The organism is Kitasatospora sp. NPDC097643 (assembly GCF_040302625.1).
GTDB lineage: Bacteria > Actinomycetota > Actinomycetes > Streptomycetales > Streptomycetaceae > Kitasatospora.
The window spans coordinates 16,861-41,203 of sequence record NZ_JBEOSA010000078.1; the positions used below are offsets into that span (position 1 = coordinate 16,861).

A 24,343-nucleotide genomic window follows, 5' to 3' on the forward strand; every position below is an offset into this window, starting at 1 on the left:
GCCGGGCCCGGTCCTGACACCATGGGACCGAGATCACGACACCGTGACACCCTCGGAGGAGTCAGCAACATGAGCACGCACTACGACGTCGTCGTCCTCGGCGCGGGCCCCGGCGGCTACACCGCCGCCGTCCGCTCCGCGCAGCTCGGCCTGAAGGTCGCGGTCATCGAGGCGAAGTACTGGGGCGGCGTCTGCCTGAACGTCGGCTGCATCCCCTCCAAGGCCCTGCTGCGCAACGCCGAGCTCGCCCACATCTTCACCAAGGAGGCCAAGACCTTCGGCATCAAGGTCGAGGGCCAGGTGACCTTCGACTTCGGCGAGGCGTTCCGCCGCAGCCGCTCGGTGGCCGACGGCCGGGTCAAGGGCGTCCACTACCTGATGAAGAAGAACGGCATCACCGAGTACGACGGCTGGGGCACCTTCGTCGACGACCACACCCTCCAGGTCGCGCTCAGCGGCGGCGGCTTCGAGGTCGTCACCTTCGACCACTGCGTCATCGCCGCCGGGGCCACCACCCGCCTCCTCCCGGGCACCAGCCTCAGCGACCGCGTGGTCACCTACGAGGAGCAGATCCTCACCGAGCAGCTGCCGGAGAGCATCATCATCGCGGGCGCCGGCGCGATCGGCGTCGAGTTCGCGTACGTGCTGCACAACTACGGCGTGAAGGTCACCATCGTCGAGTTCCTGGACCGCGTGGTGCCGCTGGAGGACGTCGAGGTCTCCACCGAGCTGGCCAAGCAGTACCGCAAGCTCGGCATCGAGGTGCTGACCTCGACCCGGGTCGAGTCGATCGACGACAGCGACCCGAACGCCAAGGTCCGGGTGACCGTCAGCAAGGACGGCCAGCAGCAGGTGCTGGAGGCCGACAAGGTGCTCCAGGCGATCGGCTTCGCCCCGCGCGTCAACGGCTACGGCCTGGAGAACACCGGCGTCAAGCTGACCGACCGCAACGCCATCGCGGTGGACGGTCGCGGCCGCACCAGCGTCGACCACATCTTCGCGATCGGCGACGTGACGGCGAAGCTGATGCTCGCGCACGCCGCCGAGGCGATGGCCGTGATCGCCGCCGAGACCATCGGCGGGGCGGAGACCATGGAGGTGGACTTCGCGATGATCCCGCGCGCCACCTACTGCCAGCCGCAGGTCGCCTCCTTCGGCTACACCGAGGCGCAGGCCCGCGACCTCGGCTACGACGTCAAGGTCGCCAAGTTCCCGTTCACCGCGAACGGCAAGGCGCACGGCCTCGGCCACCCGATCGGCTTCGTCAAGGTGATCTGCGACAACACCCACGGCGAACTGCTCGGCGCGCACCTGATCGGCCCCGAGGTCACCGAGCTGCTGCCCGAGCTGACCCTGGCCCAGCAGTGGGACCTCACCGTCCACGAGGTCGGCCGCAACGTGCACGCCCACCCGACGCTGGGCGAGGCGGTCAAGGAGGCCATCCACGGCCTGGCCGGGCACATGATCAACATGTGACACGGCAGGTGGCCGAGGGACCTGGCAGGGCCCGCCCGAACTTCCGGGCGGGCCCTGCTGTTTGACCTCTGCCTCACCCCTGCTCAGGGCTCGTCGGCGGGGGCCCGTCGGCTCACAGCCAGCCGCGCCGGGCCGCCTGCACGCCGGCCTGGAAGCGCGTGGTGGCGCCGAGCCGGGCCAGCAGCACGGACACCCGGCGCACCACCGTGCGCCGCCCCAGGCCGAGCCGCCGGGCGATGGCCTCGTCGGTGGCGCCGCTGGCCATCAGGCTGAGGATCCGGCGGTCCCGGTCGTCGATCTGCAGGCCGACGCCGTCCACCGAGGCCGGGACGGCGAGCTGCCAGAGCGTCTCGAACACCGCGGCGAGGGCGCGGAGCAGGGCGGACGGCCGGATCAGCAGTGAGACGACACCGCTGTGGGCGTCGGCGGGCAGGGTGACGATGGCGAGCTCGTCGTCGCCGAGGGCGAGTTTGAGCGGCGGGTCGTCCAGGGTGCGGGCCTGCTCCCCGGCCGCCATCATGCGCGCCATGTTGGGGCCCGCGACCGGGTCGTCGAAGGCGGTGCCCTGGTAGATCGAGCGGTAGACCACCCCGGCGGCCATCCGCCGGCGCTGCAACACCTCCTGGTCGAGGTAGAAGGCGGTGCTGCCGGAGTACGGCGGCACGTCGATGACCCGGACCTGGCGGCGGGCCACGAGCTGGAGCCGCCGACTGGCCGCCTGCACCTGGGCGATGTCCTCGACCACCTCCAGCGCGCCGTAGCCGCCGGCGTCCCGTCGGGCGTACCGGTACAGCTGTTCCAGCTCCGCCCCGGCCCGGCGCGCCCTGGCCTGGCGGGCGGCGTCGCACTGGAGCACGGCCTCGACGACCCGGCCGGGCGGCAGCGCCTCCCAGGTGCGGTCGGGGTGGTCGGGTCGGTCGGGGTGGTCAGGTCGGTCGTGGTGGTCGTGGTGATCGGAGGCGACGACGACGCCCTCGTCGGCGAGCTTCCCGAGGACGGTCCGGACGGCGTCCTCGTCGAGCCCGGCTCTGGCCGCCAACTCCGCTACCCGCGCCCGCGGATGGCCGACCAGGCAGCGGTAGACCCGGCCGCGCTCGGAGCCGGGATCGAGCACGTCGTGCACGAAGCCCCCTGTCGTCGTCTGGGTTCCGCCCGGTCGGGCGGGTGCCCGGAACCTACCCGGGTGTGCGGCGCACATGCGCCAGTGGCCCAGGTGCGCCGCCGATCTCCCTGGCGTCGGGGAGGCGGCGCGGGAAAAGTTGTCGGTGTCCAGACAGTTCGACGGGTGCCGGAACCTGCGGCCCCATGACGCCGAAGGGCGACCCATGACCCCAGCCCTGCCCGCGCGACGTCCGTCCCCGGGGCGCCCGTTCGCACGGCTGCTGCGCGCCAGGCCGGTGCTCGCCGCCCTGGCCGGCTGCCTGCTCCTGCTGGGCCAGGCCCCCGCGACGCACGCCGAGACCCCCGGCCCGCCGCCGATGAAGGACGGCTACGGGCTGACCCAGGTCGGCGCCGCCACCGGCAGCGCCACCAACTTCGTGCTCACCGTCACCACGCCCCAGGTCGCCGGGCAGCACACCATCCGGATCCTGCTGCCCGCCGACTACGCGGCCGACCCGGCCAAGCGCTACCCCGTCCTCTACTTCCTGCACGGCGCCTCCGACAACCCGAGCGACCCCGCGCTGGCCTTCCCGGCCCTGACCGCCGCGCAGTCGATGATCACGGTCATCCCGGACGGGGGTCTGCGCGGCTGGTACACCGACTGGCTCGACCAGGGCACCGCAGCCGGCGCGCAGAACTGGGAGACCTTCCACCTCGACCAGGTGGTCCCGTTCGTCGACGCCAACCTCCGTACCCTGACGGGCCGGAGGAGCCGGGCCGTCGGCGGCCTGTCGATGGGCGGCTTCGGCGCGCTGCACTACGCCCAGGACCGGCCGGAGCTGTTCGGCCAGGTGCTCACCATGTCCGGCGCGAACGACCTCTCCGCCGACGAGATGGTCATCCGCGGCGCGGTGGTGGGCACCCTGACCAACGTCGGCACCGTGCTGTGCGGCTCCAGCGCCGGCAAGCCCTGCGGCTACGACTTCGGGCCGACGGTGTCCAGCGACGCGGTCTTCGGCTCGCCGTACCCGGTCTTCAACGCCGACTGGCGCTGGAACGCCGTCGACCCGGCCGCCCGGCTGGGCCGGCTCGCCGACACCGGCATCGCCGTCTACACCGGCAACGGCAACGGCAACCCGGCCGACATGGAGTTCTGGGCCGAGGGCACCGCCAAGCGCGTCAAGGACCGCCTGGACGCCCTCGGTTACCGCTACCACTACGTCGACTACGGCAACGGCGCCGGCTGGGGGCCCGGTTGCGACGGCGGCCACACCCCGGGCTGCTGGGCGCAGGACCTCGTGGACTACGTCCCGCGCCTGGAGGCCGCCTTCGTGGCCGCCGGCGCCTGAGCCGCCGGGCCTGCTTGGGCCGCCTGAGCCGGCGTTCGCATCCCCCTGTTCCAGGATCCCCGACGAAAGGACCCGACCCGTGCCCACCACCGCGACCCCGCGCCGCCAGGCGCCGCCCTGGCTGCGCCTGATCGCCGCCGTCCTGGTGACCTGTTGCGCCGCCCTGGGGCCGACGGCCGCCCCGTTCGCGACGCCCCGGGCCGCCGCGGCCACCGCCGACTGTGCCGGCCCGCAGCAGTGCCTGACCCTCAGGTCCCTCAGCAACGGCCGCCAACTCGACGTGCAGAACGGCTCGATGGGCGACGGCGCCTACATCGTCACCAACTCGGCGCCCGGCTACCACCAGTCCTGGCGGCTGAACGTCGACCCCTCCGACTCCTCCTTCACCATCGTCAACAACGACACCGGCAAGTGCATCGACCTCGCCGCCTGGTTCACCCCCGCCCTGCGGCAGCAGACCTGCGCCGGGCAGGCCGGCCAGCGCTGGTTCCTCCAGCCGGTCGCCGGGTCCGCGGACGCGTTCATGATCCGGCACCAGGGCGACAACACCTGCCTGGACCTGCTGCTCGGCGCCAACTACGACGACGCCTGGACCGACCAGTACAGCTGCAACGGCACGGTCAACCAGCAGTGGTCCACCGGCTTTCCGGCGGCGGCCCGGAACCTGGCCGTCGACCACGCCGCCAAGCAGTGCCAGAAGGACGCCTCCAGCTGCTCCTGGGCGGTGAAGAGCGAGGCGCCCGCCGCGCCGCTGCCGAGGGTCTGCGTGTCCGCGGTGTGGTTCAACAACACCAGCGGCACCGTCCAGCAGTCCTTCTCCGTGACCAACATGAGCGGCTGGTCCAACAGCATCGGGGTCGACATGGGGACGCAGATCTCCGGCGGCACCCCGGGCGTCCTGACCGGCACGGTCAGCTCCGCGCTGCACTACAACAACGTCTGGCAGGGCTCGTCCACCGTCAACAACAGCGTCTCCGTCTCCGTCCCGCCCCAGCAGTACGGCTGGGTGACGCTGGCGGAGCTGGCCCGCAAGGTCACCGGCACCTGGACCTTCGACGCGCACGGCATGCCGTGGACGGCCGAGGACACCATCACCGTTCCGCTCACCTCCGACCCGAGCGGCGGCGCGACGCTCTACATCGCCAACACCAGCCCCACGTTCACCACCTGCGCCTGAGGCTGACGGTCCCCGTCACCTCCGTCACCCCCGCCGCCGCCCGGCCCCACCGGGCGGCGGCGCGGTTGGTGGTCGCAGCGCTCCCCGGTTGTCACACCCAGGCGCTACGGTCACTCGTGACGAATCGTCAGACCTGGCTTTGGGGGGCGATGTGGCGCGGTTGGGACAGGGGCGGCGGCAGGGGCAGAGCTCGGCGGCAGCCGGGAGCGGTGGCGGCGGGGTGGGCGAATGAGCACCGCCTGGCCCCGCTGGCCCGTCGGCGACCCGGCGAAGCTGCTGGCGTACGTCCAGTACCGGCGGGCGGGCGAGACCGCCCCGGCGACGCCCGCGGACCTGCTCGGCCTCGGCATGGCCCCGACCGGCGACGGCCCCGTCCTGGACGACCTCCGCGCCCTGTACGAGGGCTTCGCCGCCCGGGGGATCAGCTACGCCGACGAGCTGGCCGGCAGCGCACCCGGCCGCCAGACCGTCCGCGCGCCGTACGAGGTCCTGCACTCCCCACGGCACGCCACCTGCCTGGACCTGGCCGTCACCTTAGCCGGTGCCTGTCTCGACGCCGGTCTCCACCCGCTCCTCGCGGTGATCGCCGGCCGGGCCGGGGCGCCCGCGCACGCCCTGGTCGTGGTCTGGTTGGACGGCCGATGGCGCCAGGCCCCGCCGCACGTCGACTACCGGTCGGAGGAGACCGGGCCGGACTGGCACACCCTGCCCGAGGACCTGCTCGACCAACTCGCCGACACGGCCGACGCCCCCGGCGCCTTCCTCGCCCTCGACATCACCGACACCGCCGCACGGCCCAACGCCGCCGACCCGCGGCGCCGCAGCACCCACCCGTTCGAAGCGTCCGCCGCCCACGGTGCCCGACTGCTCCGCGAGGCCGCCGCGGAGCACCGGCTGGCCGTCACCCTCGACGTCGGCCTCGGCTGCCGGCAGCAGCAGCCGCTCCGGCTTCCGGACCAGCCCCGCGCACCCGTGCTCGCCCCGCCCTACCAGCCGCCGCCCGCCGACCTCGAGGAACGCGGACCGCTCAGCCTGCTCGGGGCCCGCCACGACGCCATCCGCTTCCACCCCCGCGACGAACTCGACTACCTGCGCGACTTCTACCAGCGGCCCGACCCGGCCGGACCGCGCACCAGGATCGCCGTCCTGCACGGCGCCGGCGGCGCGGGCAAGACCAGGCTGGCCGCCGAACTCGCCCACCGGCTCGCCCAGGAGGGTTGGTACACCGGCTTCCTCACCCGGGACACCGACCCCTACGACTGCGCCTGGCTCGCCCGCGTCGCCTCGCCCGTCCTCGCCGTCGTCGACTACGCCGAGGACCACCGGACCGCGGACGTCGTCCACCTGCTGCGCGCCCTGCGCGACCGCGAGGCGCCGACCTGCCTGCTGCTGACCGCGCGGTCCGTCGGCGACTGGTGGGAGCAGGAGATCGCCGCCACGCTCCGCCGCGACGGCCACCGGCACCTCAGCCAGGCCGTCGCCCTCCCGGCCCGCCACCCCCGCCGGACGGGCGTGTTCCGCGCCGCGCTGCGCTCCTTCGGCGCGCCCGACGCCACCGTGCTCGGCGCCGAACCGCCGCCGGACCCGGGCGACGGCGGATGGAGCACCCTCGACCTGGTCATGCACGCCTGGCTCCGTGCCCGGGCCGGCGACCACGACCACCCGACGGCCGAGGACGAGCTGTACGAGCGGATCCTCGACCACGAACTGGGCTACTGGATCCGCTGCTACACCGCCCAGATCGGCAAGCCCTCGGGGCGGACCCGCGAGCTGCTGCGAGAAGCCGGCGCCTGCATCAGCCTGCTGGCCCCGCGCCGCGACCGCCTCGACCGGGCCCTCGCCGCGCTCCCCGTGCTGGCCGAGGAGGCCACCCGTCGGGACGAGATCGCCGCGCTCTTCGAGGACCTGCTGCCCACCACACCCGAGGACGGCACCCTCGCGGTCCGCCCGGACCCGCTCGCCACCCACCTCACCGCGACCGTCCTGCTCGCCGACCCGGACCTGCTGGGGAGCTGCCTGGTCGCGGCCGGACGGCAGGAGCAGCTCAACGCCTGCATCGGCATCACCCGGGTCGCCGACTCCCCGCACGGCGCCGACGGGGCCCGGCTGGCTGCCGCCGCCCTGCGAGCGGCCCCTGACCTGTGGCAGGCGGCCCTCCCGGTCGCCGCCGCCCAGGGCGGGCCGTTCGTCGGTGCGTTGGAGGACCTCGTCCGCGCCGAACCCACCTCACTCCCGCTCGCCGAACTCGCCTTCAGCCTTCCGAGCGGGCACAGCACGCTGCGTGGGCTCGCCCTCGCCGTCGTCGAGCGCAGCCGGCCGGAGGGTGCACCGGAGGACTCCGACGAGCTGCGGGCCGCGCACGCCGCGTGGCTCGACAACCTCGCGATCCGGAAGGCGGAGGCGGGCGAGCACCGGGCGGCGGTTCAGTCCGCCACTCAGGCGGTGGCCCACCTCCGCCTCCTGGCCCGGGACTACTCGGGGGCCGTACCCCGCCTCGCCAGTGCGCTCACCAACCTGGCCTGTCACCAGGCGGTGGTGGGCGAGCGGCGGGCGGCGCTGCCTTCCGCCGGTGAGTCCGTCGTGCTCTTCCGCCAACTGGCCGAGCGTGATCCTGCGACCTTCCGGGCCGGATTCGCCGGCGCCCTCAACAACTTCGCCCTCCGGCAGGCGGAGGTCGGCGAGCGGCGCGCGGCGCTGGACTCGGCCACCGAGGCGGTGGCGCACTATCGGGCCCTGGCCGAGGAGGAGCCGAGCGCCTACCTGCCCGACCTCGCGATGGCCCTCAGCAACCTCGGCGGCCGCCAGGCGGAGCTTGGTGAGGGGCGCGCGGCGCTGGAGTCCGCCGAAGAGGCCGTGGCGCTGTACCAGGCCCTGGCCGAGGAGGACCCGACCGCCTACCTGCCCGCCCTGGCCACGGCCCTCAACGGTCTCGCAGGGTGCCGGGAAAGGGTCGGCGAGCGGCGGGCGGCCGTGGCGGCGGCCACCGAGGCCGTTCACCTCCTGCATCTCCTGGACGAGGCGCAGCCCGGCGCGTTCCGTTTCGTCCTCGCCACCTCCCTCGGCAGCCTCGCCGGACTCCAGGCGAGGGTGGGCGAGCGCCGGGCGGGCCTGGAGTCCGCGACCGAGGCGGTGACGCACCTACGCGGTCTGGCCCAGGGGGACCGGGAAGCCTTCCTGCCGCAGCTCGCCGAGGCCCTGAACGGCCTCGGGCTGCGACAGGCGGAGGCCGGCGAGCGGCGTGCGGCACTGGAATCGGCCGTCGAGGCCGTCGGCTACTTCCGGGCCCTGGCCCAGGACGACCCCGACATGTTCCTGCCCGGCCTGGCCAGGGCCGTCCGCAGCCTCTCGCTCCGCCACACGCAGGTGGGAGAGCGAGGCGCCGCGCTCCGCTTCGCTGCCGAGTCGGTGACCCACCTCACTGCCCTGAGCGGCAGGGATCCCGTCCGCTACCGCCCCGGTCTGGCCGCTGCCCTCGGCAACCTCTCCGGCTGTCAGGCGAACGCGGGTGAACGGCAGTCGGCCCTGCGGTCCGCGGTGGAGGCGCTGGCGCACTACCGCGCGCTGGACCAGGCGGATCCCGTGGTGTTCCTCCCCGACCTCGCCATGGCCGTCCACAATCTCTCCCTGCGACAGGCGGCCGTGGGGGAGCGGCGGGCGGCGCTGGAATCCGCCGAGGAGGCCGTTGACATCCGCCGTCGGCTCGTTCGGGAGGACTCCGCCGCCGTCCTGCCCGACCTGGCCGTGTCCCTCGGCAACCTCGCCAGCCGTCAGGCGGAGGCGGGAGACCGGCGCGCGGCCCTGGAGACGGCGACCGAGGCGGTGGCGCACCTGCGGGCGCTGGCCCGGGAGGATCCGGAAGCCTTCCGGCCCGCTGTCGCCATGGCCCTCACCAACCTCTCCAGTCGCCAGGCCGAGACGGGCGACCGGCGTGCGGCACTGGGCTCCGTGACGGAGGCCGTGGCGCACTACCGGTCCCTGGCTGAGGAGGACCCGGAGGCGTTCCTCCCCGATCTCGCCGGCGCCCTCAGCAACCTCGCCATGGAACAGGGCGAGACCGGTGCGTCGTCGGCGGCGCTGGACGCGATCACCGAGGCCGTCGACATCCGCCGGCAACTGGTCCGGAAGAACGCGGACGCCTTCCTCCCCGCCCTGGCCAGGGAGCTCAACAACCTCTCCAACTGCCAGTCGCTGACGGATGATCGGCGGGCGGCACTGGAGTCCGTCACCGAGGCCGTGGCGCACTACGAGGCCCTGGCCCTGGACAACCCCGCCTTCCTCCCGCAGCTGGCCAAGGCGCTCAGCAACCTCGCCGTCCGCCAGGGGGAGACGGGAGACCGGCGCGCGGCGCTCGAATCGATCACCGAATGCGCGGCGCGCTACCGCGTGCTCGCCGCGGAGGAGCCCGCTGCCTTCCTCCCCGACCTCGCGCTGGTACTGAACAACCTCGCGCTCGCCCAGGGCGAGGCGGGTGACCTGCCTGCCGCCGCGGAGTCGATCACCGAGGCGGTGGCGCGGTTCGCCGCCCTGGCCCGGGAGAGCCCCGAGGCCTTCCTGTCCGATCTCGCCAAGGCCCTCAACAACCTCGCCGCGCTGGAGACGAAGGCGGGCGGGCCGTTCGCGGGCACCGCGACCGCGGACGAGGTGGTCGCGGCCTTCGAGCCGGGGCCCGCCGCGGAGCTGCTGGTGGCCCGGGCCGTCTGGCGGTGGGGGGAGGGTGACCGCACCGGCGCCGCGGGCTGCCTGGAGGCCGCGGTCCGGGCGGCCGACGAGTCCGACGACCCCAGGTGGACGGGCCGCGCCCGGGTCTTGGTGCGGTCGTTCGCCATGTTCGTCCGGGAGGAGGCCGTCGAGGCCCCGCTGCTCGGCTGGATGCTCGTCGGCCTGCCGGTCTGGGCCACGGCGGACCTGCCCGAGGAGTACGTCGCCCTGATCGACCGGTGGATGGCCGCCGAGACGTGGGCCGAGCACGAGTCCGTCCTGCGGCAGGCCTACCCGCTGCTCAGCAGCGAGCGCGGGGGCGCCGCCCTTGACACCATGCGGGCCATCCAGCCGCACGTCCCCGGGCTCGACATACTCGCCGAGCTGCTGCAAGCCGCCGAGACCCGCGGTCTGGAAGCCGTCCTGGACGAGGAGCGCGCCTACCACGCCACCGTGGAGCTGGTGGACGGCTGGCTCGGCACCCCGGACTGGGCGGCGGACCTCGCGTACCTGCGCGCCCACCCCGGGCTGGTGGAGGACGCGCTCGCGCACGAACTCCTCGCCGCCGATACCGAGGAGCCGGAGATCCGCCGCCACCTCGGCATCCTGCGACTCGCCGGGCACCTGCCCTTGCCGGAGGTCTACGACGCCGTCACCGACCCCGCCACCGCCGTCGACACCGCGATGGACCTGGTCGGCGAGGGCCGGATCGACGCGCTCGGTGCCCTGCTGTGGGCCGCCGGGGAGCTCGCCGACGAGTACTTCGTGGGGCCGTACCTGGCCGGGGTCATCGCGGTCTGTTTCGGACCGGAGGCCCTGGAGTCCCTGCTCGGGTACGGTCCCACCGCCCACGGTTCGCCGCAGGCCCTGCTGTTCACCGAGGCGGCCGGGCAGGGCACGCCCGTCCAGCTCGCGGGTGCCGCCGCCCGGCTGCGGGCCCTGGCGGGTCGGCGCCCGCAGCAGGCCGCCGAACTCCTCGGCTACGCGGACCTGTTGGCCTCCGCCGCGACGGATCGGGCGGCCGAGTGAGCGCTGCGCCGACCGCGTCGGCGGCGGTCCGGCTCAGGTGAGGCGGTCGGCGTGGCGGGCGGCGGCTTCCCGGGTGAGCAGGGCGAAGCGGTGGCGGCTTTCCGCCTGCCGCTGTTCGGCCTCGGCGCCGGTCGGGTCGGCGCGCTCGTCGGGGCCGGCGCTGTCGGAGTCGGCGCTGTCGGGGCCGGAACCGTTGGTGTAGGCGCTGTGCAGGAGCCAGCAGCTGTGGATGCCGGAGAGCAGGTCCTCCAGGAGGTCGCGGGCGGGGCGCTTCGGGTCGAGCGGGGTCAGACGCAGGCCGGTGTCCTCCGGATCGATCGGGCCCTCGCCGAGCCGCTCGGCGATCTCCTCGTCGAACTCCACCAGCTGTTCGCGCAGACCGGCCGGGTCGGGCAGCAGGCCGTCGGCGATGTGCAGCGCGTGGTGGACCAGGCCGGTGACCGCGTTGTAGGGGGAGACGCCCGCCTCGATGAACTCCAGGACGAGGATGGGCGTTTGGAGCATCATGGCCTCGATGCCCTCGGCCTGCATGGCCACGCTGGTGAGGGAGTGGCCGCAGGCCGCGGAGCTCACCTCGGCGGCGGCCGCCAGCCAGTGCGCGGCGGCCACGGACGCGGCGGTCGGGTCGATGTCGGCGAACAGCGCGGTGGTGCCGAACGGGTCCTCCTCGAACAGGCGGTCGGCGGCGGCCACCTGGACCGGCGAGGCGCTCTGCCGGCTGAGCAGGGCGGCCTGCCGGGCGCGGCCGGTGAGGTCGCCGAGTTCGGCGCTCTCCACGGCGGCGAGCTCGGCGGCGGTCTCCGCGAGGACGGCCGCGGCCAGATCCGCGTTGTCGAGGGTGTGCAGGGCGCGGCCGATCCGGTGGGCGGACTCGACCAGCGTGCTGGGGGAGACGGTCAGCGTGCCGCCGTGCGGCAGGTTCGGCCGGACGACGGCCTCGGGCACCTCGGCGAAGCCCTTGCGCTCCTGTTCGCGCCGCCAGCCCTCGGTGTTGGACTCCAGCGAGCCGGCCGCGCTGGCCGGGTGGGTGTAGGTGCGCCAGGCGGCCTCGGACAGGCCGGTGAGGCCGCGGGCCAGGCGGAGCACCACGCCGAGGTCCGTGTCGGCGGGGAGGACGGCGATGCGTGCGGTCAGGTCCCCCTCGCTGGTCCCCCAGGTGGCGGTGAGCTCGCAGCGGACAGGGTCGACACAGTAGCGGGTCATGTGGCCGTACCTCCGGGGTGGACTGTGCGCGGGGCGTGACGCCGGAACCGATTCTGACGCATCGCCAGATCGCGCGGGGCGAATACCGGATCGGGTGAACGCTGGATCACCCCCGCCGGGCAGGCCTGCGCGGCGGACTGGAGAATGATCTGCGTGACGGACACCACGCTCAACCTCTGGCGGCAGCCGCTCGACCGTGTGCCGCGCGGCCTCTGGGACCGTGTCAACCTGACCGTGCTCATCCTCGCCGAGACCGGGATCAGCGAACTGCCGCCCGGGATCGGCCGGTTGCGACGGCTGCGTACCCTCGACCTCGGGCACAACCGGCTCACCGCGGTGCCCGAGGAACTGGGCGGGCTGGCCGGCCTGACCGATTTCCTCTACCTGCACGACAACGCGTTGACCGCGCTCCCGGACGCCCTCGGCCGACTCACCGCGCTGCGCTACCTCAACGTCGGCGAGAACCGGCTCACCGAACTCCCGGACACCATCGGCGCGATGGCCGCCCTGGTCGAACTGCGGGCCCAGCAGAACCGGCTGACCGCGCTGCCCGACAGCCTCGGCGGGCTCACCGCCCTGCGTGAACTCTGGCTGCGGGGCAACCGGTTGACCGCACTGCCGGCCGCCTTCGCACGGCTGGGCGAACTCCGCGAACTGGAACTGCGGGAGAACGCCCTCACCGAGGTCCCGCCGGCGCTCGCCGGGCTGCCCCGGCTGCGCCGCCTCGACCTGCGGGGCAACCGGATCACCGAACTGCCGGACTGGCTGGCCGCCCTGCCCGCGCTGGAGAAGCTCGACCTGCGGTGGAACCCGGTCGAGCCGGCGGCGCGGCTGCTGGACGCGCTCGCCGGGCGCGGCTGCGTGGTGCTGCTGTGAGGTCGGGAGAAAAGATCACCGCGGAGGCCGCCGGGCTGCTACCGTGGATCGCATGAAGCGCGCTGCACTCGCCACGACGACGCCGGAGAGAGTCCCGGCGCGCTGACTGCTGACCTAGTCCGAAGCCCCGGGGCGAGTGCCCCGGGGCTTCGCCGTGTCCGGTCCACTCGCCCGCCGACCCGAGTGGAGACCACCCGCCATGCACGACCAGCCCGTTCACGCGCAGCACGACCACCGAAAGCTCGGCCGCGAACTCGACCTCTTCGACACCGACCCGCTGATGGGCTCCGGCCTGCCGTACTGGCTGCCCGACGGCGCCGCCGTCCGGCACGCCCTGGAGGAGTTCATCCGCGAGCGCGAGCGGCGGGCCGGCTACCGCCACGTGTACTCGCCGGTGCTCGGCAAACGCGAGCTGTACGAGATCTCCGGCCATTGGGCGCACTACCGCGAGGACATGTTCCCGCCCATGCGGCTGGGCTCGGAGGAGATGGTGCTGCGGCCGAGCCTCTGTCCGCACCACGCGCTGATCTTCCGCTCCCGCCCCCACAGCTACCGGGAACTGCCGCTGCGGATCGCCGAGTTGGGCGGCATGTACCGCTCCGAGCTGTCCGGCGTGCTGGGTGGGCTGACCAGGGTGCGGTCGATCCAGCTGAACGACGCGCACGTCTTCTGCACCCCCGAGCAGGCCGCCGACGAGGCCGTCGCCGCTCTGGAGCTGATCCGCGAGGCGCATCGCGCGCTCGGCGTCCGACCGGTCCGCTACCGGCTCTCGCTGCCCGGCGAGGGCGGCAAGTACGTCGCGGACCCGGTGCTCTGGGAGCGGGCCACCGCGCTGCTGACCGACGTCCTGGAACGCTCGGGCGTGCCGTTCGAGGCGGCCGAGGGCGAAGCGGCGTTCTACGGGCCCAAGATCGACGTGCAGATCGCCGACGGCGCCGGCCGTGAGTTCACCCTCTCCACCGTCCAGATCGACTTCCACCAGCCCGAGCGGTTCGGCCTGCACTACATCGGCCCGGACGGCGCGAAGCACCGGCCGGTGATGGTCCACCGCAGCGTGATCGGCAGCGTCGAGCGGGTGGTCGCCCACCTGATCGAGCTGTACGGCGGTGCCTTCCCGGCCTGGCTGGCGCCGGTCCAGCTCGTGCTGCTGCCGGTCTCCGAGGCCGAACTGCCGCAGGCCGAACGGCTCCGGCGGCGCTGCCTGGAGCGCGGGCTGCGCGCCGAGGTCGCCGGGCCCGAGCAGGGCAGCCTCGGGGCCCGGATCCGGGCGGCGCGGCTGGTGCCCTACCAGGCGGTGATCGGCGCCAAGGAGGCCGTGGACGACCGGGTCGCGCTGCGTCTGCGGGACGGCCGTCGGCTCGAACCGCTGCCCGCCGAGGAGGTGTTGGACCGGATCGGCGCGCTGGTGGCGGCGTGCAGCGCCGAGCTGTGGGCGGACTGACGGCCCCACCTCGACGTTCCGGGCGGCGTGGCGTCGATCGGCTGGCTGTCGGCCGGTCGTCGGTCGTCGGCCGGAGGCATACGTACGACTAGTGCGGTGCGCGGTGTGTCGGTCGCGCCGGGGGAGGCGGCCGCCCGTCGAATGGGCGCGGGCGGCCGAGTCCCCGGCCGTCGTCCCCCTGCTCCGGAGGTACCCATGCGCATTCCGCGCGGGATCGTCGCTCCCACCGCCGCCGCCTGTCTCGCCCTCGTCGGGGTGGTGGCCGCCGCCCCGGTCCGGTCGGGGGCGCTCCGCCCGCTGCCGGTGCCGGACGTCCAGTACTGCGCCGCCGTCCTCGGCCACGTCCCGGGCGCGGACGGGCGCTCGCCGCTGCTCGGCCGGGCCTGCTCACCGGACTCCCGGGCCGATGCACTCGCCCGTAGCGAGGGCGTCACCGAGGGCGCCGCGGGCGGTGGCGCCCGGGCCGTGGCGAAGCCGGCCGACCGCACCCTGCTGCTGGAGGAGTACAAGGACGTCGACTACGGGGGCGGCGTCATCTACTCCTTCTACGGCGACGCGGGCGGCTGTGACGCCACCGGCTACCACCTCGTCAACTACTTCGAGGTGGCGCTGAGCGTGTCCTCGATGAAGGGCTACCACGATTGCAACACGGTGCACTTGACGTCCACACTGGGCAAGGAGGCGACCCTGGGCCTGCCGGCCGGCTACCTCGGTCCGGACTTCAACGACGCCGTGCGTGAACTCCAGGTGTTCCACAACTGAGCGGCGTGCGGCCGCCGGTGGCTCGCTGGCGCTGGTCGGGGGCCAGGGCTGCCGGGTGGGTGGCCGTCAGTAGGACTGCAGCTCGATCAGGTGGCCGTCCGGGTCGCGCAGGTGGGCGCTGCGGAGCCCGGGGCCCCACTCCGGGCGGTCGGTCGGGTCGACGACGGGGGTGCCGCCGTGGTGCCGGCAGAGGGCGAACGCCCGGTCCACGTCGTCCACTCGGAAGACGAGCATCGCGGCGTCCTGGGCGGGGGTGGCGGGCCGGGCGGGCAGTCCGGCGGTGCCCAGCGCCCCGGCCATCGCCGCGCGGTCGTAGAGCACCAGGACGGCCTGGTCGTCGACGTCCCAGTTGGCGTACGGGCCGTCGGGGGTGCCCTTGACCAGGGTGGCGCCGGTGAGCGGCGGCAGCACGGCTCGGTAGAAGCCGAAGCACTCGGCGAAGCGGGTGACGAGCAGGCGGGGGTAGAGGGCGTCCACGGCGGAACTCCTGGCGCTGGGAATTAGTGGGTCGCCACCCACTATAGGGAGAGACCCTAGACTTCTGCCATGGCCCCCGAACCCTCGCCCGCCGCCCGCGCGCTGCCGCCGACCCTGCTGGACCTCGGCACCTACCTGCTCTCCCGGATCGGCAAGACCGCCCGGGGCCGCCTCGCCGAGCGGCTGACCCGACGCGGCCTGCGGCTGTGGGACATGGCGGTCCTGGCCGCCCTCGCCGACTTCGGGCCGCACGCCCAGCGGGACCTGGTCCAGCGGCTCGGCATCGACCCGAGTGACATGGCCAAGGTCGTCGACCAGCTCGCCGCCGCCGGACACGTCGAGCGGACCAGGGACCAGGCCGACCGCCGGCGGGTGTCGGTGGCGCTCACCGGGGCGGGCCGGGCGCTGCTCGCGGAGCTGGAGGCCGAGGCGCGGGCGGTGCAGGACGAGGTGCTGGCGCCGCTGGACCCGGAGGAGCGGCGGGTGTTGCAGGAGCTGCTGCTGCGGGTCCAGCGGGGGTTGTCGGACGGCGGGTGAGTCGGACGGCGGGTGAGTCGGGCGGCGGATCGGTTCGGTCGGTGAGGTCGATCCGCCGGTTCCTCAGTCGAGCTTTCCGTCAGCTGGTCTCTTCGTCAGCTCGTAGGCCCGGGGCGGCGGGCGCCCGCGAACTCGCCCGCCCAGCGCGGGACGTCGAGCACGTCGTCGACCCGGGCGACCAGCGTCCCGGTGTGCTCGGCGTGGATCATCGCGCCGTCACCCGCGTAGACGCCGACGTGGTGCAGCGGCGCGTCCGGGCGGGAGAAAAAGAGCAGGTCCCCCGGGGCGAGGGCGTCGCGCTCCACCGGCGCGCTGCGGTGGAACTGGGCGAAGGTGTAGTGCCCGAGCTCGACCGTGCCGCGACTGGCCCGGTACCAGCAGTACAGCGCCAGGCCGCTGCAATCGAAGCCGACCGTGCTCTCGCCCAGGCACTGGCCGTTGAGGTAGCCGTTCTCCTCGTCGCAGAAGCCGAGGCTCGGGCCCAGCCGGTCGCCGCCGCCCCAGGCGTAGGGCACGCCGATCTGGGCGGTGGCCACCTCGGCGACCTGGTGGCCGAGGGTCGCGGCCCGGGTCCGCGCTGCCGACGGGACTGCCGGGGCGGCCGAGGCCGCCGGGGCCAGCGCCGGGACGAGGCCCGCCCCGAGCACCAGGCCCAGTGCTCGGCGGCGGCCGAGCCCGAAGCTCTGCTTGCGGAACGGCGGTTGGGGCTCCATCTGGGACTCCGTGGTGTCGGCGGGGCGGGGTGGACACCAGGATTCCGGTTCGGCGGGTCGCCGAGCTATCACCCGCAACGGTGAATCGTCGGCGGACGGACCCTGCAATGACGGGAAGTCCGCTGGTAAATGCTTTGACGGAGTGTCACGGGCGCCCAACGATGGGCGCGAAAGGTTCGACCGCGACCCTTGGAGGACTTCGTGACCGGTGCCGTGCAGCTGATCCGCAGCTCCCGCCTCACCCCGGCCGTCGACTACGCCTACGCGGCGCTGGTCGAGGCGCCGGCCCGCTCGCTCTGGCTCGCGGGTGCCTGCCCGCTCGACGCGGAGGGGCGGACGGTCGCCGTCGGCGACTACGAGGGCCAGGCCCACCAGGTGATGCGGAACCTGATAACCGCGCTGGAGGACGCGGGCGCCGGGCTGACGGACGTCGCCCGCACCACGGTGTACGTGGCCTCCTCCGAGCAGCGCGACCTGGTGAAGGTGTGGGAGGTGTACCGGTCGTACATGGGGGAGCACGACGCTCCCAGCACGCTGCTCGGGGTCTCGGTGCTCGGGTACCACGACCAACTCGTGGAGGTGGAGGCGGTGGCCGTGCTCCCGTGAGGGGTCAGTTGCTGAAGATCGCGACCGGGTCGCCGGTCAGCCAGACGTTCTCGATCCGCACGCGGTGCATCAGCCAGCGGTCGCCGTCGCGGAGCAGCTCGACGTCGTAGCGGTTCTTCAGCAGCGCGTGCGTGGCCGGGGTGGCGGTCAGCAGGTGCTGCGCCTCCACCAGGGCGGTGAGGCTGGCGTGGTCGCCGTCCACGGTGATGCGCGGATTGGTGACCTGGTGGGTGGTGTTCACCCGCTCGTGGAAGAGGGCGAGGATCGCCGTGACGATCGCGTCGCGGCCGACCATCAGGGGCGGCTCGGCGCCCCAGGCGGCGGCTGCGGGTCGGAAGTCGAGTTCGGCGTCGACGGTGAAGGAGGAGGCGAACAGATCGCGGTCCTTGAGGTCCTGGCCGAGGGCGAAGCGGTACAGGGCGTCCAGGATCTCGGTGCGGTCGCGCAGTTCGGCGGCCAGCGCGTCGAGGTCCTTGGCGGGGGCGGTGAGGGCGCGGTCACGGGTGACGTACACGGGAACTCCCGGGTGGGTGTTGGGCTTTGCCGGATGCCTCCACCTTGGCCCGGGCCGGCGGGGTGATCAACGGGCAGCTGTGCAACGATCGTGAAGGGAGAGTTCATGATGGGCGCGAGGTGAACCGCGGGCCGCGGCGCTGGATGCGGGGTGCGGGATGCGGGGTGCGGCACGAGATACGGGCTGCTGCGCGGGGCGCGGGGCACGCACGCGCACGGGGCATGCGGGACGCGACATGGGGGCGAGTGGTGGGCGGCATACCGGAGCGGCATGAGATCGAGACCTTCCTGGCGCTGACCGAGGAGTTGCACTTCGGGCGGACGGCCGAGCGCCTGCACGTCTCGACCGCACGCGTCAGCCAGACCGTGCGGAAGCTCGAACGCCGGGTCGGTGCCCAGCTGTTCACGCGGACGAGCCGGCGGGTCGAGCCGACCGAGCTCGGTCGGCAGCTGGCGGAGGAGCTGCGGCCCGCCTGGCGGGCGGTCGGGGCCGCCGTGCAGCGGGCCGCCGAGGCGGCGCGCGGCCGGACCGGGGTCCTGCGGGTGGCCTTCGCCGGGCCGGCGGCCGGGCAGTTGCTGATCGGGATCGCGGAGCTGTTCCGGGAGGGGCTGCCGGAGTGGGAGGTGGCGCTGCGGGAGGCCTCGTTCGTGGAACAGCTCGCGCTCCTGCGGGAGGGTGGGGTGGACCTGGTGCTCGCCGAGTTCGCGCTCCAGGACGCGGAGTTGGTGATGGGGCCGGTCCTGGTCAGCGAGCCCCGGATGCTGGCCGTGGCCGCCGGGCATCCGCTGGCCGGCGGCCGGTCGGTGGGGCCCGAGGACCTGGCCGGGGTGCCGCTCGTCCAACTGCCCGCCCAGCTGCCGGAGTCCTTCCGCGCGGACCGCACGCCCGCTCGGACGCCCGGGGGCCGGCCGATCCCGGCCGGGCCGGTCGGCGGCACGCTGAACGAGATCCTGACGCTGGTCGGGGCCGGCCTCGGGGTGTTCCCGGTCGGCGCGCAGGCCCGGCGGTACCACGCCCGACCGGATGTGGCCTACCTGCCCATGGCCGGCGCGCCGCCGGTGGAGTGGGGCCTGCTCTGGCACCGGGACCGCGACACCCCGGCCGGCCGGGCCTTCGGCCGTGCGGCGTGCCAACTCCTGGGCCTGGCCGGGGGAGCGGCGGACCGGCCGTAGCGATGCCGGCGGCCGCTGGTGCCTCCGGTGGTGGCGTCTGGGCTGGGCATGTGCGGCGCCGGCGTGTGCTTCCGCTATTCCGTCTTGCTAGGTACTGGTAGTCGGCGTTACTGTGTACCGGTACTCAACAGCGCTGACTAGTGCAAGGAGGGAGGTGCTGCATGGCCAAGCTGCTGACGGAGATGCTCAAGGGCACGCTGGAGGGCATCATCCTCGCGTCGCTGTCCGGCCGGCCCGCCTACGGCTACGAGATCACGGCGCGGCTGCGGGAGCAGGGTTTCTCCGACATCGCCGAAGGCACCATCTACGCGCTGCTCCTCAGGATGGAGAAGCGCGGTCTCGTCGACGTGGAGAAGGTCCCCTCCGAGAAGGGGCCGCCGCGCAAGGTGCACTCCCTCAACGCTCAGGGACGGGAGTACCTCGAAGAGTTCTGGAGGACGTGGAGCTTCCTCACGGAACGACTGGAACAGCTCCGCGAAGGGGAGGGCGAGTGACCATGTCCGATGTCGAGAAGGCCGGCTTCATCTCGAAGGTGATCGGGCCCAAGAAGCGCTGGAGGGCGTACAAGGCGCGGGTCAAGGAGCTTCCCGAGAACCACCGCACGGCGGTCGGGGCGATCGAGCGGTACCTGATGCACTTCGTGCCGACCGACGAGGACAGCAGTACCTCGATGTTCGAGGACCTCGCCGACCTGTTCGAGCAGGCCGCGGTGAACGGAACTCCGATCCGCGAGGTCGTCGGGGCGGATCCGGTGGAGTTCGTCGAGGCGTTCGTCCAGAACTACTCGGAGGGCGGCTACGTTCCCGCCCGTGCCCGGAAGCAGCTGACCGAGGACATCGAGCGCGCCGTCCGGAGCGAGACCGGGACAGCGGACCCGACGGTCTGACCGCGCCTCGGCCCTCGGCCTCGGCAGATCGGCAGATCGCCAGATCGGCCCCGAGGGTCGAGCGCCACTTTCACCGCCTGCCCGCACATCACCTGCACAGCGCGGCCGCGGGGCCACGCCCCGCGGCCGCCTCTCGCCGCACGTCCGCGGCGCCGTCGAGAACGACCACTGCGTGCAAGGAGACTCCTGATGGGAAACGGCAACAACGGCTTGTCCGAAGCAGGGCTGCGCCGACTGCGCGAGGTACTGGAAGCGCACGTCGAATCCAAGAAGATCCCCGGGCTCGTCGCCCTGGTCGGCCGGGGCGAGGAGACCCATGTCGAGGCGATCGGGACGATGCGCCATGACGGCGGCGCGCCGATGCGCCGGGACACCATCTTCCGGATGGCCTCGACGACCAAGCCGGTCGCGGTCGCCGCGACCATGGTCCTGCTGGACGAGTGCCGGCTGCGACTCGACGACCCGATAGACCCGTGGCTGCCGGAACTGGCCGACCGGCGGGTGCTCGAGCGGCCCGACAGCCCGCTGGACGACACCGTGCCGGCGCGGCGTCCGATCACCGTACGGGACCTGCTCACCTCCACCTGCGGGCTCGGGCTGGACATGACGGCGACGGGCTCCCCGATGATGACCGCCTACTTCGAGCAGCGGGTCTACGGCGAGAACGGGTGGATGCTGCCGGCGGTGGAGCCGGACGAGTGGATGCGCCGCCTGGGCGCGCTTCCGCTGATGCACCAGCCCGGAGAGCGGTGGCTGTACAACGTCAGCGACGACGTGCTCGGGGTGCTGGTGGCCAGGGTCACCGGCGAGTCGTTCGAGGCGTTCCTGCGCGAGCGCATCTTCGATCCGCTGGGGATGAAGGACACGGGGTTCCACGTGCCCGCCGAGAAGATGGACCGGCTGCCGCCCCTGTACGCCCCCGATCCGCGGACCGGGGAGTTCACCGTGGCGGACGAGGCCGAAGGGGGACACCACAGCAAGCCTCCGGCGTTCCAGTCGGGCGGCGGCGGGCTCGACTCGACCGTCGACGACTACCACGCCTACTTCCGGATGCTGCTCAACCACGGGATGCACGGCACCGAGCGGATCCTGTCCCGGCCCGCCGTCGAGCTGATGACCACCAACCGCCTCACGCCCGAGCAGACGACCGCCCTCCAGGCCTGGGCGCGCAGCGTGGTCCACCTGTCACACGGTCAGGGCCAGACCGGCGGCTGGGGCTTCGGGATGACGGTGCGCACCTACCGGGGTGACTACGCGCCGGTCGGCCAGTTCGGCTGGGACGGCGGAGCCGGCACCACGACCTACGCCGACCCGCACAACCGGCTCGTCGGCATCCTGCTCACCCAGACCGGGATGTCCACCCCGGACTCGGCACGGGCCGTGCAGGACTTCTGGACCACCCTCTACCAGGCGATCGACGGCTGACCCGCCACCCGGTTGAGGGCGGTCCGGTGGAAGCCCGGCCCCGGGGCGTCGTCAGAGGGAGGCGAGCAGGGCGTCGAGCTTCTGGTAGCCCTCGACCACGCCGTGCTCCATGCCGCTGGCCAGGATGGCGTCCCGGGCCTCCAGGCTGTCGACCACCGACAGCACGGTGACGCGGGTGCGGCCCTCTCCGGCGGGCTCGAACAGGGCGGTCTCCAGCGCGACGCCGTCCGGTACGCCCTCGTAGGTGAAGGTCTGGACGAGGCGGGTGTCCGGCCGGACCTCGTGGAACGAGCCGTAGAAGGCGGCGATCTCCTGGCCGTCGCGGTAGGAGGCGTAGCGGTAGTGGCCGCCGGTGCGGACCTCCCAGGTTTCGATCTTCAGGTCGAGGTCCTTGGGGCCGAGCCACTGGGTGACCAGCTCGGGCTCGATCCAGGCCCGGAACACCCGCGCCTGCGGGGCGTCGAACTCGCGGACGATCCGGATGGTGGGCAGCGTCGGGTCCGCTTCGATCCGGGTCTCGTGCCGGGTCTCGCGGCCGGTGGTGGAGGTCATGACGAGGCTCCTTCGTTCGGTGCGGCTTCGTGCCGGGGAGTGGGTTGCGGGGGTGGGACGTCGCCGTGGTCCATGGCCGCGAGGACGGCGTCCAGGCGGCTGAAGCGTTCCTCCGCCTGGCGGCGGTAGCGCTCTATCCAGGTCGTCATCAGGTCGAGCGCCTGCGGTTCGAGGTGGCACGGTCGGCGCTGGGCGTCCCGGCTGCGGCTCACGAGTCCGGCCTCCTCCAGCACTTTGAGGTGTTTGGAGACGGCCTGCATCGACATCGCGTAGGACTCCGCCAGCTCGCCGACGGTCGCGTCCCGGAGTGAGAGGCGGGCGACGATGTCGCGCCGGGTCGGATCGGCCAGGGCGACGAACGCCCGGGACAGCTGGTCGACGGCCACCGCACACCTCTGCTTGTTCTCAACCAATGGGTTGAGAACCACGCTACGCCCGCCCTCGGCCTTATTCAACCGCTTGGTTGTGGAAGGTGGGGTGATTGCTTTCCGCAGTCGATCGGAGCCAATCCAAAACCGCTTGGCCGGTTTTCTCCGGGCGGCCCGAAAGGGGTGGGGTAACCGTCGTCGTACCGGCCGTCAGGCCACTTCGGGTGGCCTGTGGGAAGGCCGGCGGCGCGTGGGGGAATCGCAGGGGGCGGGTGGGGGGAGAAGGAACGTTTGAGGAGATTCCCGGACATCACCTTGTGGCCCGTGGGTTACCGGTAGCTAAGATACGGGGTGTTTGGTTTGGTTTTCCGGAAGCTCAGGGCGGGTGGTTGCGAGTGGTGCGGCAGGAACGGGCGCTCCGGACGCGTCGGCTGATCCTGGAGGCGGCGGCTTCGGTCTTCGACGAGTTCGGGTACGAGGGCGCCACCATCGGCGAAGTGGTCTCCCGGGCCGGCGTGACCCGTGGCGCGGTCTATTTCCATTTCGCGTCCAAGCGTGATCTCGCGCAGGGTGTCGTCGAGGAACAGTTCGTCCAGGACGGAGTGCCCGAACGGGTCTGCAAGCTCCAGGAGTTCGTGGACGCCGGGATGGTGGTCGCACATCTGATGCCGCGCGATCCGCTGCTGAGTGCGGGGGCCCGGCTCTCGCTCGGGCAGGACGTCTTCGAGGACTTCGGGGGCGGTGCGATCCTCGGTTGGATCAGCCGGATGGAGGCGCTGCTGACCGCTGCCCGCGAGCGCGGTGAGCTGCTGCCACACGTCGCCCCGGCGGACACCGCGTGGCTGGTGACGGCCGCGTGGACGGGTGTGCAGATCCAGTCGCAGAAGCTGTCCGGGCGGGCCGATCTGGAGCGGCGGGTGGCCGCCCTGTACCAGCACCTGATGCCGAGCATCGCGGTACCGGGTGTGCTCGGCTCGCTGCAGATGGGGCCGGACCGCGGTGCCCGGGTGCTCGCCGAGGTGACCGCCAACCGCGCGCCCGAGCAGGGCGGCGGCGAGGCGCAGGCCGGAGAGCCGCTGGCGGCGCAGGTGGTCGAGGGCGGGGTCGGCGTGGGCTGAGCCCCGGGCCGGATGGCCCGACCGCACCGGACTGTGTCGGGCCGGAAGGCGGCCTGGGTGGTGCGGAGTTGACGTGGTGGTGAGCGGGGCCCGAGGGCTCCGGGCCCGCGGAGCCGGCCGGTGGACGGTCGGCGGCGGTGCGGGCGGAAGTGGTGGCGGCGCGAGATCCCTGGCGGATCCGACGCCGCCTTCGTCATGTCCGGGGGCCGGGGCCGGGGCCGGGGCCGGGTCGGGCCGGGGCCGAGTCGGGCCGGGGCCGAGTCGGGGTCGGGCAGCGGCGCTGGGTCGGTCGGCAAGGTCGGGCCAGTGTCGGGGCGTCTTCCCGCGCGCGACCAAACAAACAGCGCGGTCGGTTTTGTATTGACAAACCGCACGTCCTGTTTTTGACTGGTGACAGTCGCCCTTGGGGTGTCGACCCGGGTGCCGGCCGCGGCGGATCAGCCTGCGGCGTTCCGTGTGATTGGGGTGGTCATCGTGGAAATTCGGGTGCTCGGGGCGCTGGACGTCCGGGTGTGCGGGGTGCCGGTGGTGCCGTCGGCGCCGAAACCCCGGCAGGTGCTGGGGCTGCTCGCGTTGCGTGCCGATCAGGTCGTCCCGGCGGGGGTGTTGGCGGAGGAGTTGTGGTCGGGGCGGCCGCCGCGCAGTGCGCGCACCACCGTCCAGACGTATGTGCTTCAGCTGCGTGATCTGATCGACCGGGCGCTGGCCGAGGTGGGGGTGGCGGCCGGGGTGTCCTGCGCCAAGGACGTGCTGGTCACCTCGCCCGGCGGCTACATGCTGAACAGTGGTGGCGGGCTGGCGGATCTGCGGGAGTTCGAGCGTCTGGCGGGCATGGGCTACCGGGCGATGGACGGTGAGGACTA

The 24,343-nt window shown here is 73.2% G+C and carries 22 protein-coding genes; 15 read left to right on the plus strand and 7 right to left on the minus strand.

The genetic code is table 11. The features are described 5' to 3' along the window. Nucleotides 1-69 precede the first annotated feature (69 nt). On the plus strand, nt 70-1,476 hold the full coding sequence (gene lpdA, locus ABTY15_RS34345; protein WP_350604568.1) for a dihydrolipoyl dehydrogenase: 1,407 nt from the start codon (nt 70-72) through the stop codon (nt 1,474-1,476). A gap of 112 nt (nt 1,477-1,588) precedes the next feature. Here the strand turns inward: lpdA and ABTY15_RS34350 are convergent, their stop codons facing one another. After that, the gene (locus tag ABTY15_RS34350) at nt 1,589-2,599 is read right to left on the minus strand and encodes a LuxR C-terminal-related transcriptional regulator (protein WP_350604570.1); all 1,011 of its coding nucleotides are present in this window, start codon (nt 2,597-2,599) and stop codon (nt 1,589-1,591) included. Between the two features lie 202 nt (nt 2,600-2,801). On the opposite strand from ABTY15_RS34350, the gene ABTY15_RS34355 reads away from it, so the two are divergent. The 3 genes from ABTY15_RS34355 (at nt 2,802) to ABTY15_RS34365 (ending at nt 10,830) form a co-directional block, all read left to right on the plus strand. Continuing rightward, a complete protein-coding gene (locus ABTY15_RS34355; protein WP_350604572.1) occupies nt 2,802-3,926 on the plus strand; it encodes an alpha/beta hydrolase in 1,125 nt (374 codons plus the stop codon). Between the two features lie 79 nt (nt 3,927-4,005). Continuing rightward, entirely contained in the window at nt 4,006-5,103 is a 1,098-nt protein-coding gene (locus ABTY15_RS34360; protein ID WP_350604575.1) for an RICIN domain-containing protein, read from the plus strand. A gap of 228 nt (nt 5,104-5,331) precedes the next feature. Then, the gene (locus ABTY15_RS34365; RefSeq protein ID WP_350604576.1) at nt 5,332-10,830 is read left to right on the plus strand and encodes a P-loop NTPase; all 5,499 of its coding nucleotides are present in this window, start codon (nt 5,332-5,334) and stop codon (nt 10,828-10,830) included. A 33-nt stretch (nt 10,831-10,863) separates the two neighbouring features. Here ABTY15_RS34365 and ABTY15_RS34370 read toward each other — a convergent pair whose 3' ends face one another. Next, nucleotides 10,864-12,033, minus strand: a complete 1,170-nt coding sequence (locus ABTY15_RS34370) for a hypothetical protein (RefSeq protein WP_350604578.1) — start codon at nt 12,031-12,033, stop codon at nt 10,864-10,866. 144 nt (nt 12,034-12,177) lie between these two features. Between ABTY15_RS34370 and ABTY15_RS34375 the strand changes: the two genes are divergently transcribed. From ABTY15_RS34375 to ABTY15_RS34385, 3 genes are all read left to right on the plus strand, one after another. After that, complete coding sequence (locus tag ABTY15_RS34375; RefSeq protein ID WP_350604581.1) at nt 12,178-12,909, plus strand: leucine-rich repeat domain-containing protein; 732 nt, start codon at nt 12,178-12,180, stop codon at nt 12,907-12,909. A 199-nt stretch (nt 12,910-13,108) separates the two neighbouring features. Beyond that, nucleotides 13,109-14,350, plus strand: a complete 1,242-nt coding sequence (thrS, locus tag ABTY15_RS34380) for a threonine--tRNA ligase (protein WP_350604582.1) — start codon at nt 13,109-13,111, stop codon at nt 14,348-14,350. A gap of 195 nt (nt 14,351-14,545) precedes the next feature. Then, nucleotides 14,546-15,112 carry a hypothetical protein gene (locus ABTY15_RS34385; RefSeq protein ID WP_350604584.1) on the plus strand — a complete coding sequence of 189 codons (567 nt, stop codon included), beginning with the start codon at nt 14,546-14,548 and terminating at the stop codon, nt 15,110-15,112. A 66-nt stretch (nt 15,113-15,178) separates the two neighbouring features. Here ABTY15_RS34385 and ABTY15_RS34390 read toward each other — a convergent pair whose 3' ends face one another. Beyond that, nucleotides 15,179-15,589, minus strand: coding sequence for a VOC family protein (locus ABTY15_RS34390; RefSeq protein WP_350604585.1), 411 nt, complete (start codon nt 15,587-15,589; stop codon nt 15,179-15,181). Between the two features lie 69 nt (nt 15,590-15,658). On the opposite strand from ABTY15_RS34390, the gene ABTY15_RS34395 reads away from it, so the two are divergent. Beyond that, nucleotides 15,659-16,126 (plus strand): MarR family winged helix-turn-helix transcriptional regulator, encoded by a 468-nt coding sequence (locus ABTY15_RS34395; RefSeq protein WP_350604587.1) that lies wholly within the window; start codon nt 15,659-15,661, stop codon nt 16,124-16,126. A gap of 95 nt (nt 16,127-16,221) precedes the next feature. On the opposite strand, the gene ABTY15_RS34400 is transcribed toward ABTY15_RS34395, so the two are convergent. Beyond that, entirely contained in the window at nt 16,222-16,839 is a 618-nt protein-coding gene (locus ABTY15_RS34400; RefSeq protein ID WP_350604588.1) for a C40 family peptidase, read from the minus strand. A gap of 201 nt (nt 16,840-17,040) precedes the next feature. On the opposite strand from ABTY15_RS34400, the gene ABTY15_RS34405 reads away from it, so the two are divergent. Beyond that, on the plus strand, nt 17,041-17,445 hold the full coding sequence (locus ABTY15_RS34405; protein ID WP_350604590.1) for a RidA family protein: 405 nt from the start codon (nt 17,041-17,043) through the stop codon (nt 17,443-17,445). A gap of 4 nt (nt 17,446-17,449) precedes the next feature. On the opposite strand, the gene ABTY15_RS34410 is transcribed toward ABTY15_RS34405, so the two are convergent. Beyond that, nucleotides 17,450-17,959 carry a nuclear transport factor 2 family protein gene (locus ABTY15_RS34410; RefSeq protein ID WP_350604593.1) on the minus strand — a complete coding sequence of 170 codons (510 nt, stop codon included), beginning with the start codon at nt 17,957-17,959 and terminating at the stop codon, nt 17,450-17,452. A gap of 248 nt (nt 17,960-18,207) precedes the next feature. Here ABTY15_RS34410 and ABTY15_RS34415 point away from each other — a divergent pair, with 248 nt between their 5' ends. The 4 genes from ABTY15_RS34415 (at nt 18,208) to ABTY15_RS34430 (ending at nt 21,442) form a co-directional block, all read left to right on the plus strand. Continuing rightward, nucleotides 18,208-19,131 carry a LysR family transcriptional regulator gene (locus ABTY15_RS34415; protein ID WP_350604595.1) on the plus strand — a complete coding sequence of 308 codons (924 nt, stop codon included), beginning with the start codon at nt 18,208-18,210 and terminating at the stop codon, nt 19,129-19,131. A 161-nt stretch (nt 19,132-19,292) separates the two neighbouring features. After that, on the plus strand, nt 19,293-19,625 hold the full coding sequence (locus tag ABTY15_RS34420; protein ID WP_350604596.1) for a PadR family transcriptional regulator: 333 nt from the start codon (nt 19,293-19,295) through the stop codon (nt 19,623-19,625). A 2-nt stretch (nt 19,626-19,627) separates the two neighbouring features. Beyond that, nucleotides 19,628-20,017 carry a DUF1048 domain-containing protein gene (locus tag ABTY15_RS34425; protein WP_350604598.1) on the plus strand — a complete coding sequence of 130 codons (390 nt, stop codon included), beginning with the start codon at nt 19,628-19,630 and terminating at the stop codon, nt 20,015-20,017. A 189-nt stretch (nt 20,018-20,206) separates the two neighbouring features. Further along, entirely contained in the window at nt 20,207-21,442 is a 1,236-nt protein-coding gene (locus ABTY15_RS34430) for a serine hydrolase domain-containing protein (RefSeq protein WP_350604600.1), read from the plus strand. A 51-nt stretch (nt 21,443-21,493) separates the two neighbouring features. Here ABTY15_RS34430 and ABTY15_RS34435 read toward each other — a convergent pair whose 3' ends face one another. Together ABTY15_RS34435 and ABTY15_RS34440 are read right to left on the minus strand one after the other, a co-directional pair. Beyond that, the gene (locus ABTY15_RS34435; protein WP_350604601.1) at nt 21,494-21,994 is read right to left on the minus strand and encodes an SRPBCC family protein; all 501 of its coding nucleotides are present in this window, start codon (nt 21,992-21,994) and stop codon (nt 21,494-21,496) included. Then, complete coding sequence (locus ABTY15_RS34440; RefSeq protein WP_350604604.1) at nt 21,991-22,380, minus strand: ArsR/SmtB family transcription factor; 390 nt, start codon at nt 22,378-22,380, stop codon at nt 21,991-21,993. Before ABTY15_RS34440 ends, ABTY15_RS34435 begins: the two co-directional genes overlap by 4 nt. Before the next feature lie 380 nt (nt 22,381-22,760). Between ABTY15_RS34440 and ABTY15_RS34445 the strand changes: the two genes are divergently transcribed. After that, the gene (locus ABTY15_RS34445; protein ID WP_350604607.1) at nt 22,761-23,480 is read left to right on the plus strand and encodes a ScbR family autoregulator-binding transcription factor; all 720 of its coding nucleotides are present in this window, start codon (nt 22,761-22,763) and stop codon (nt 23,478-23,480) included. Between the two features lie 474 nt (nt 23,481-23,954). After that, nucleotides 23,955-24,343 (plus strand): AfsR/SARP family transcriptional regulator (locus ABTY15_RS34450; RefSeq protein ID WP_350604609.1); only part of this gene is annotated, 389 nt, incomplete at its 3' end.

What these genes read in the sequence shown, in the direction of transcription:
- lpdA (WP_350604568.1), top strand. Translation starts at nt 70, where the DNA reads ATGAGCACGCACTACGACGTCGTCGTCCTCGGCGCGGGCCCCGGCGGC.
- ABTY15_RS34355 (WP_350604572.1), top strand. Translation starts at nt 2,802, where the DNA reads ATGACCCCAGCCCTGCCCGCGCGACGTCCGTCCCCGGGGCGCCCGTTC.
- ABTY15_RS34365 (WP_350604576.1), top strand. Translation starts at nt 5,332, where the DNA reads ATGAGCACCGCCTGGCCCCGCTGGCCCGTCGGCGACCCGGCGAAGCTG.
- ABTY15_RS34370 (WP_350604578.1), bottom strand. Translation starts at nt 12,033, where the DNA reads ATGACCCGCTACTGTGTCGACCCTGTCCGCTGCGAGCTCACCGCCACC.
- ABTY15_RS34375 (WP_350604581.1), top strand. Translation starts at nt 12,178, where the DNA reads ATGATCTGCGTGACGGACACCACGCTCAACCTCTGGCGGCAGCCGCTC.
- thrS (WP_350604582.1), top strand. Translation starts at nt 13,109, where the DNA reads ATGCACGACCAGCCCGTTCACGCGCAGCACGACCACCGAAAGCTCGGC.
- ABTY15_RS34385 (WP_350604584.1), top strand. Translation starts at nt 14,546, where the DNA reads ATGCGCATTCCGCGCGGGATCGTCGCTCCCACCGCCGCCGCCTGTCTC.
- ABTY15_RS34395 (WP_350604587.1), top strand. Translation starts at nt 15,659, where the DNA reads ATGGCCCCCGAACCCTCGCCCGCCGCCCGCGCGCTGCCGCCGACCCTG.
- ABTY15_RS34400 (WP_350604588.1), bottom strand. Translation starts at nt 16,839, where the DNA reads ATGGAGCCCCAACCGCCGTTCCGCAAGCAGAGCTTCGGGCTCGGCCGC.
- ABTY15_RS34420 (WP_350604596.1), top strand. Translation starts at nt 19,293, where the DNA reads ATGGCCAAGCTGCTGACGGAGATGCTCAAGGGCACGCTGGAGGGCATC.
- ABTY15_RS34425 (WP_350604598.1), top strand. Translation starts at nt 19,628, where the DNA reads ATGTCCGATGTCGAGAAGGCCGGCTTCATCTCGAAGGTGATCGGGCCC.
- ABTY15_RS34430 (WP_350604600.1), top strand. Translation starts at nt 20,207, where the DNA reads ATGGGAAACGGCAACAACGGCTTGTCCGAAGCAGGGCTGCGCCGACTG.
- ABTY15_RS34435 (WP_350604601.1), bottom strand. Translation starts at nt 21,994, where the DNA reads ATGACCTCCACCACCGGCCGCGAGACCCGGCACGAGACCCGGATCGAA.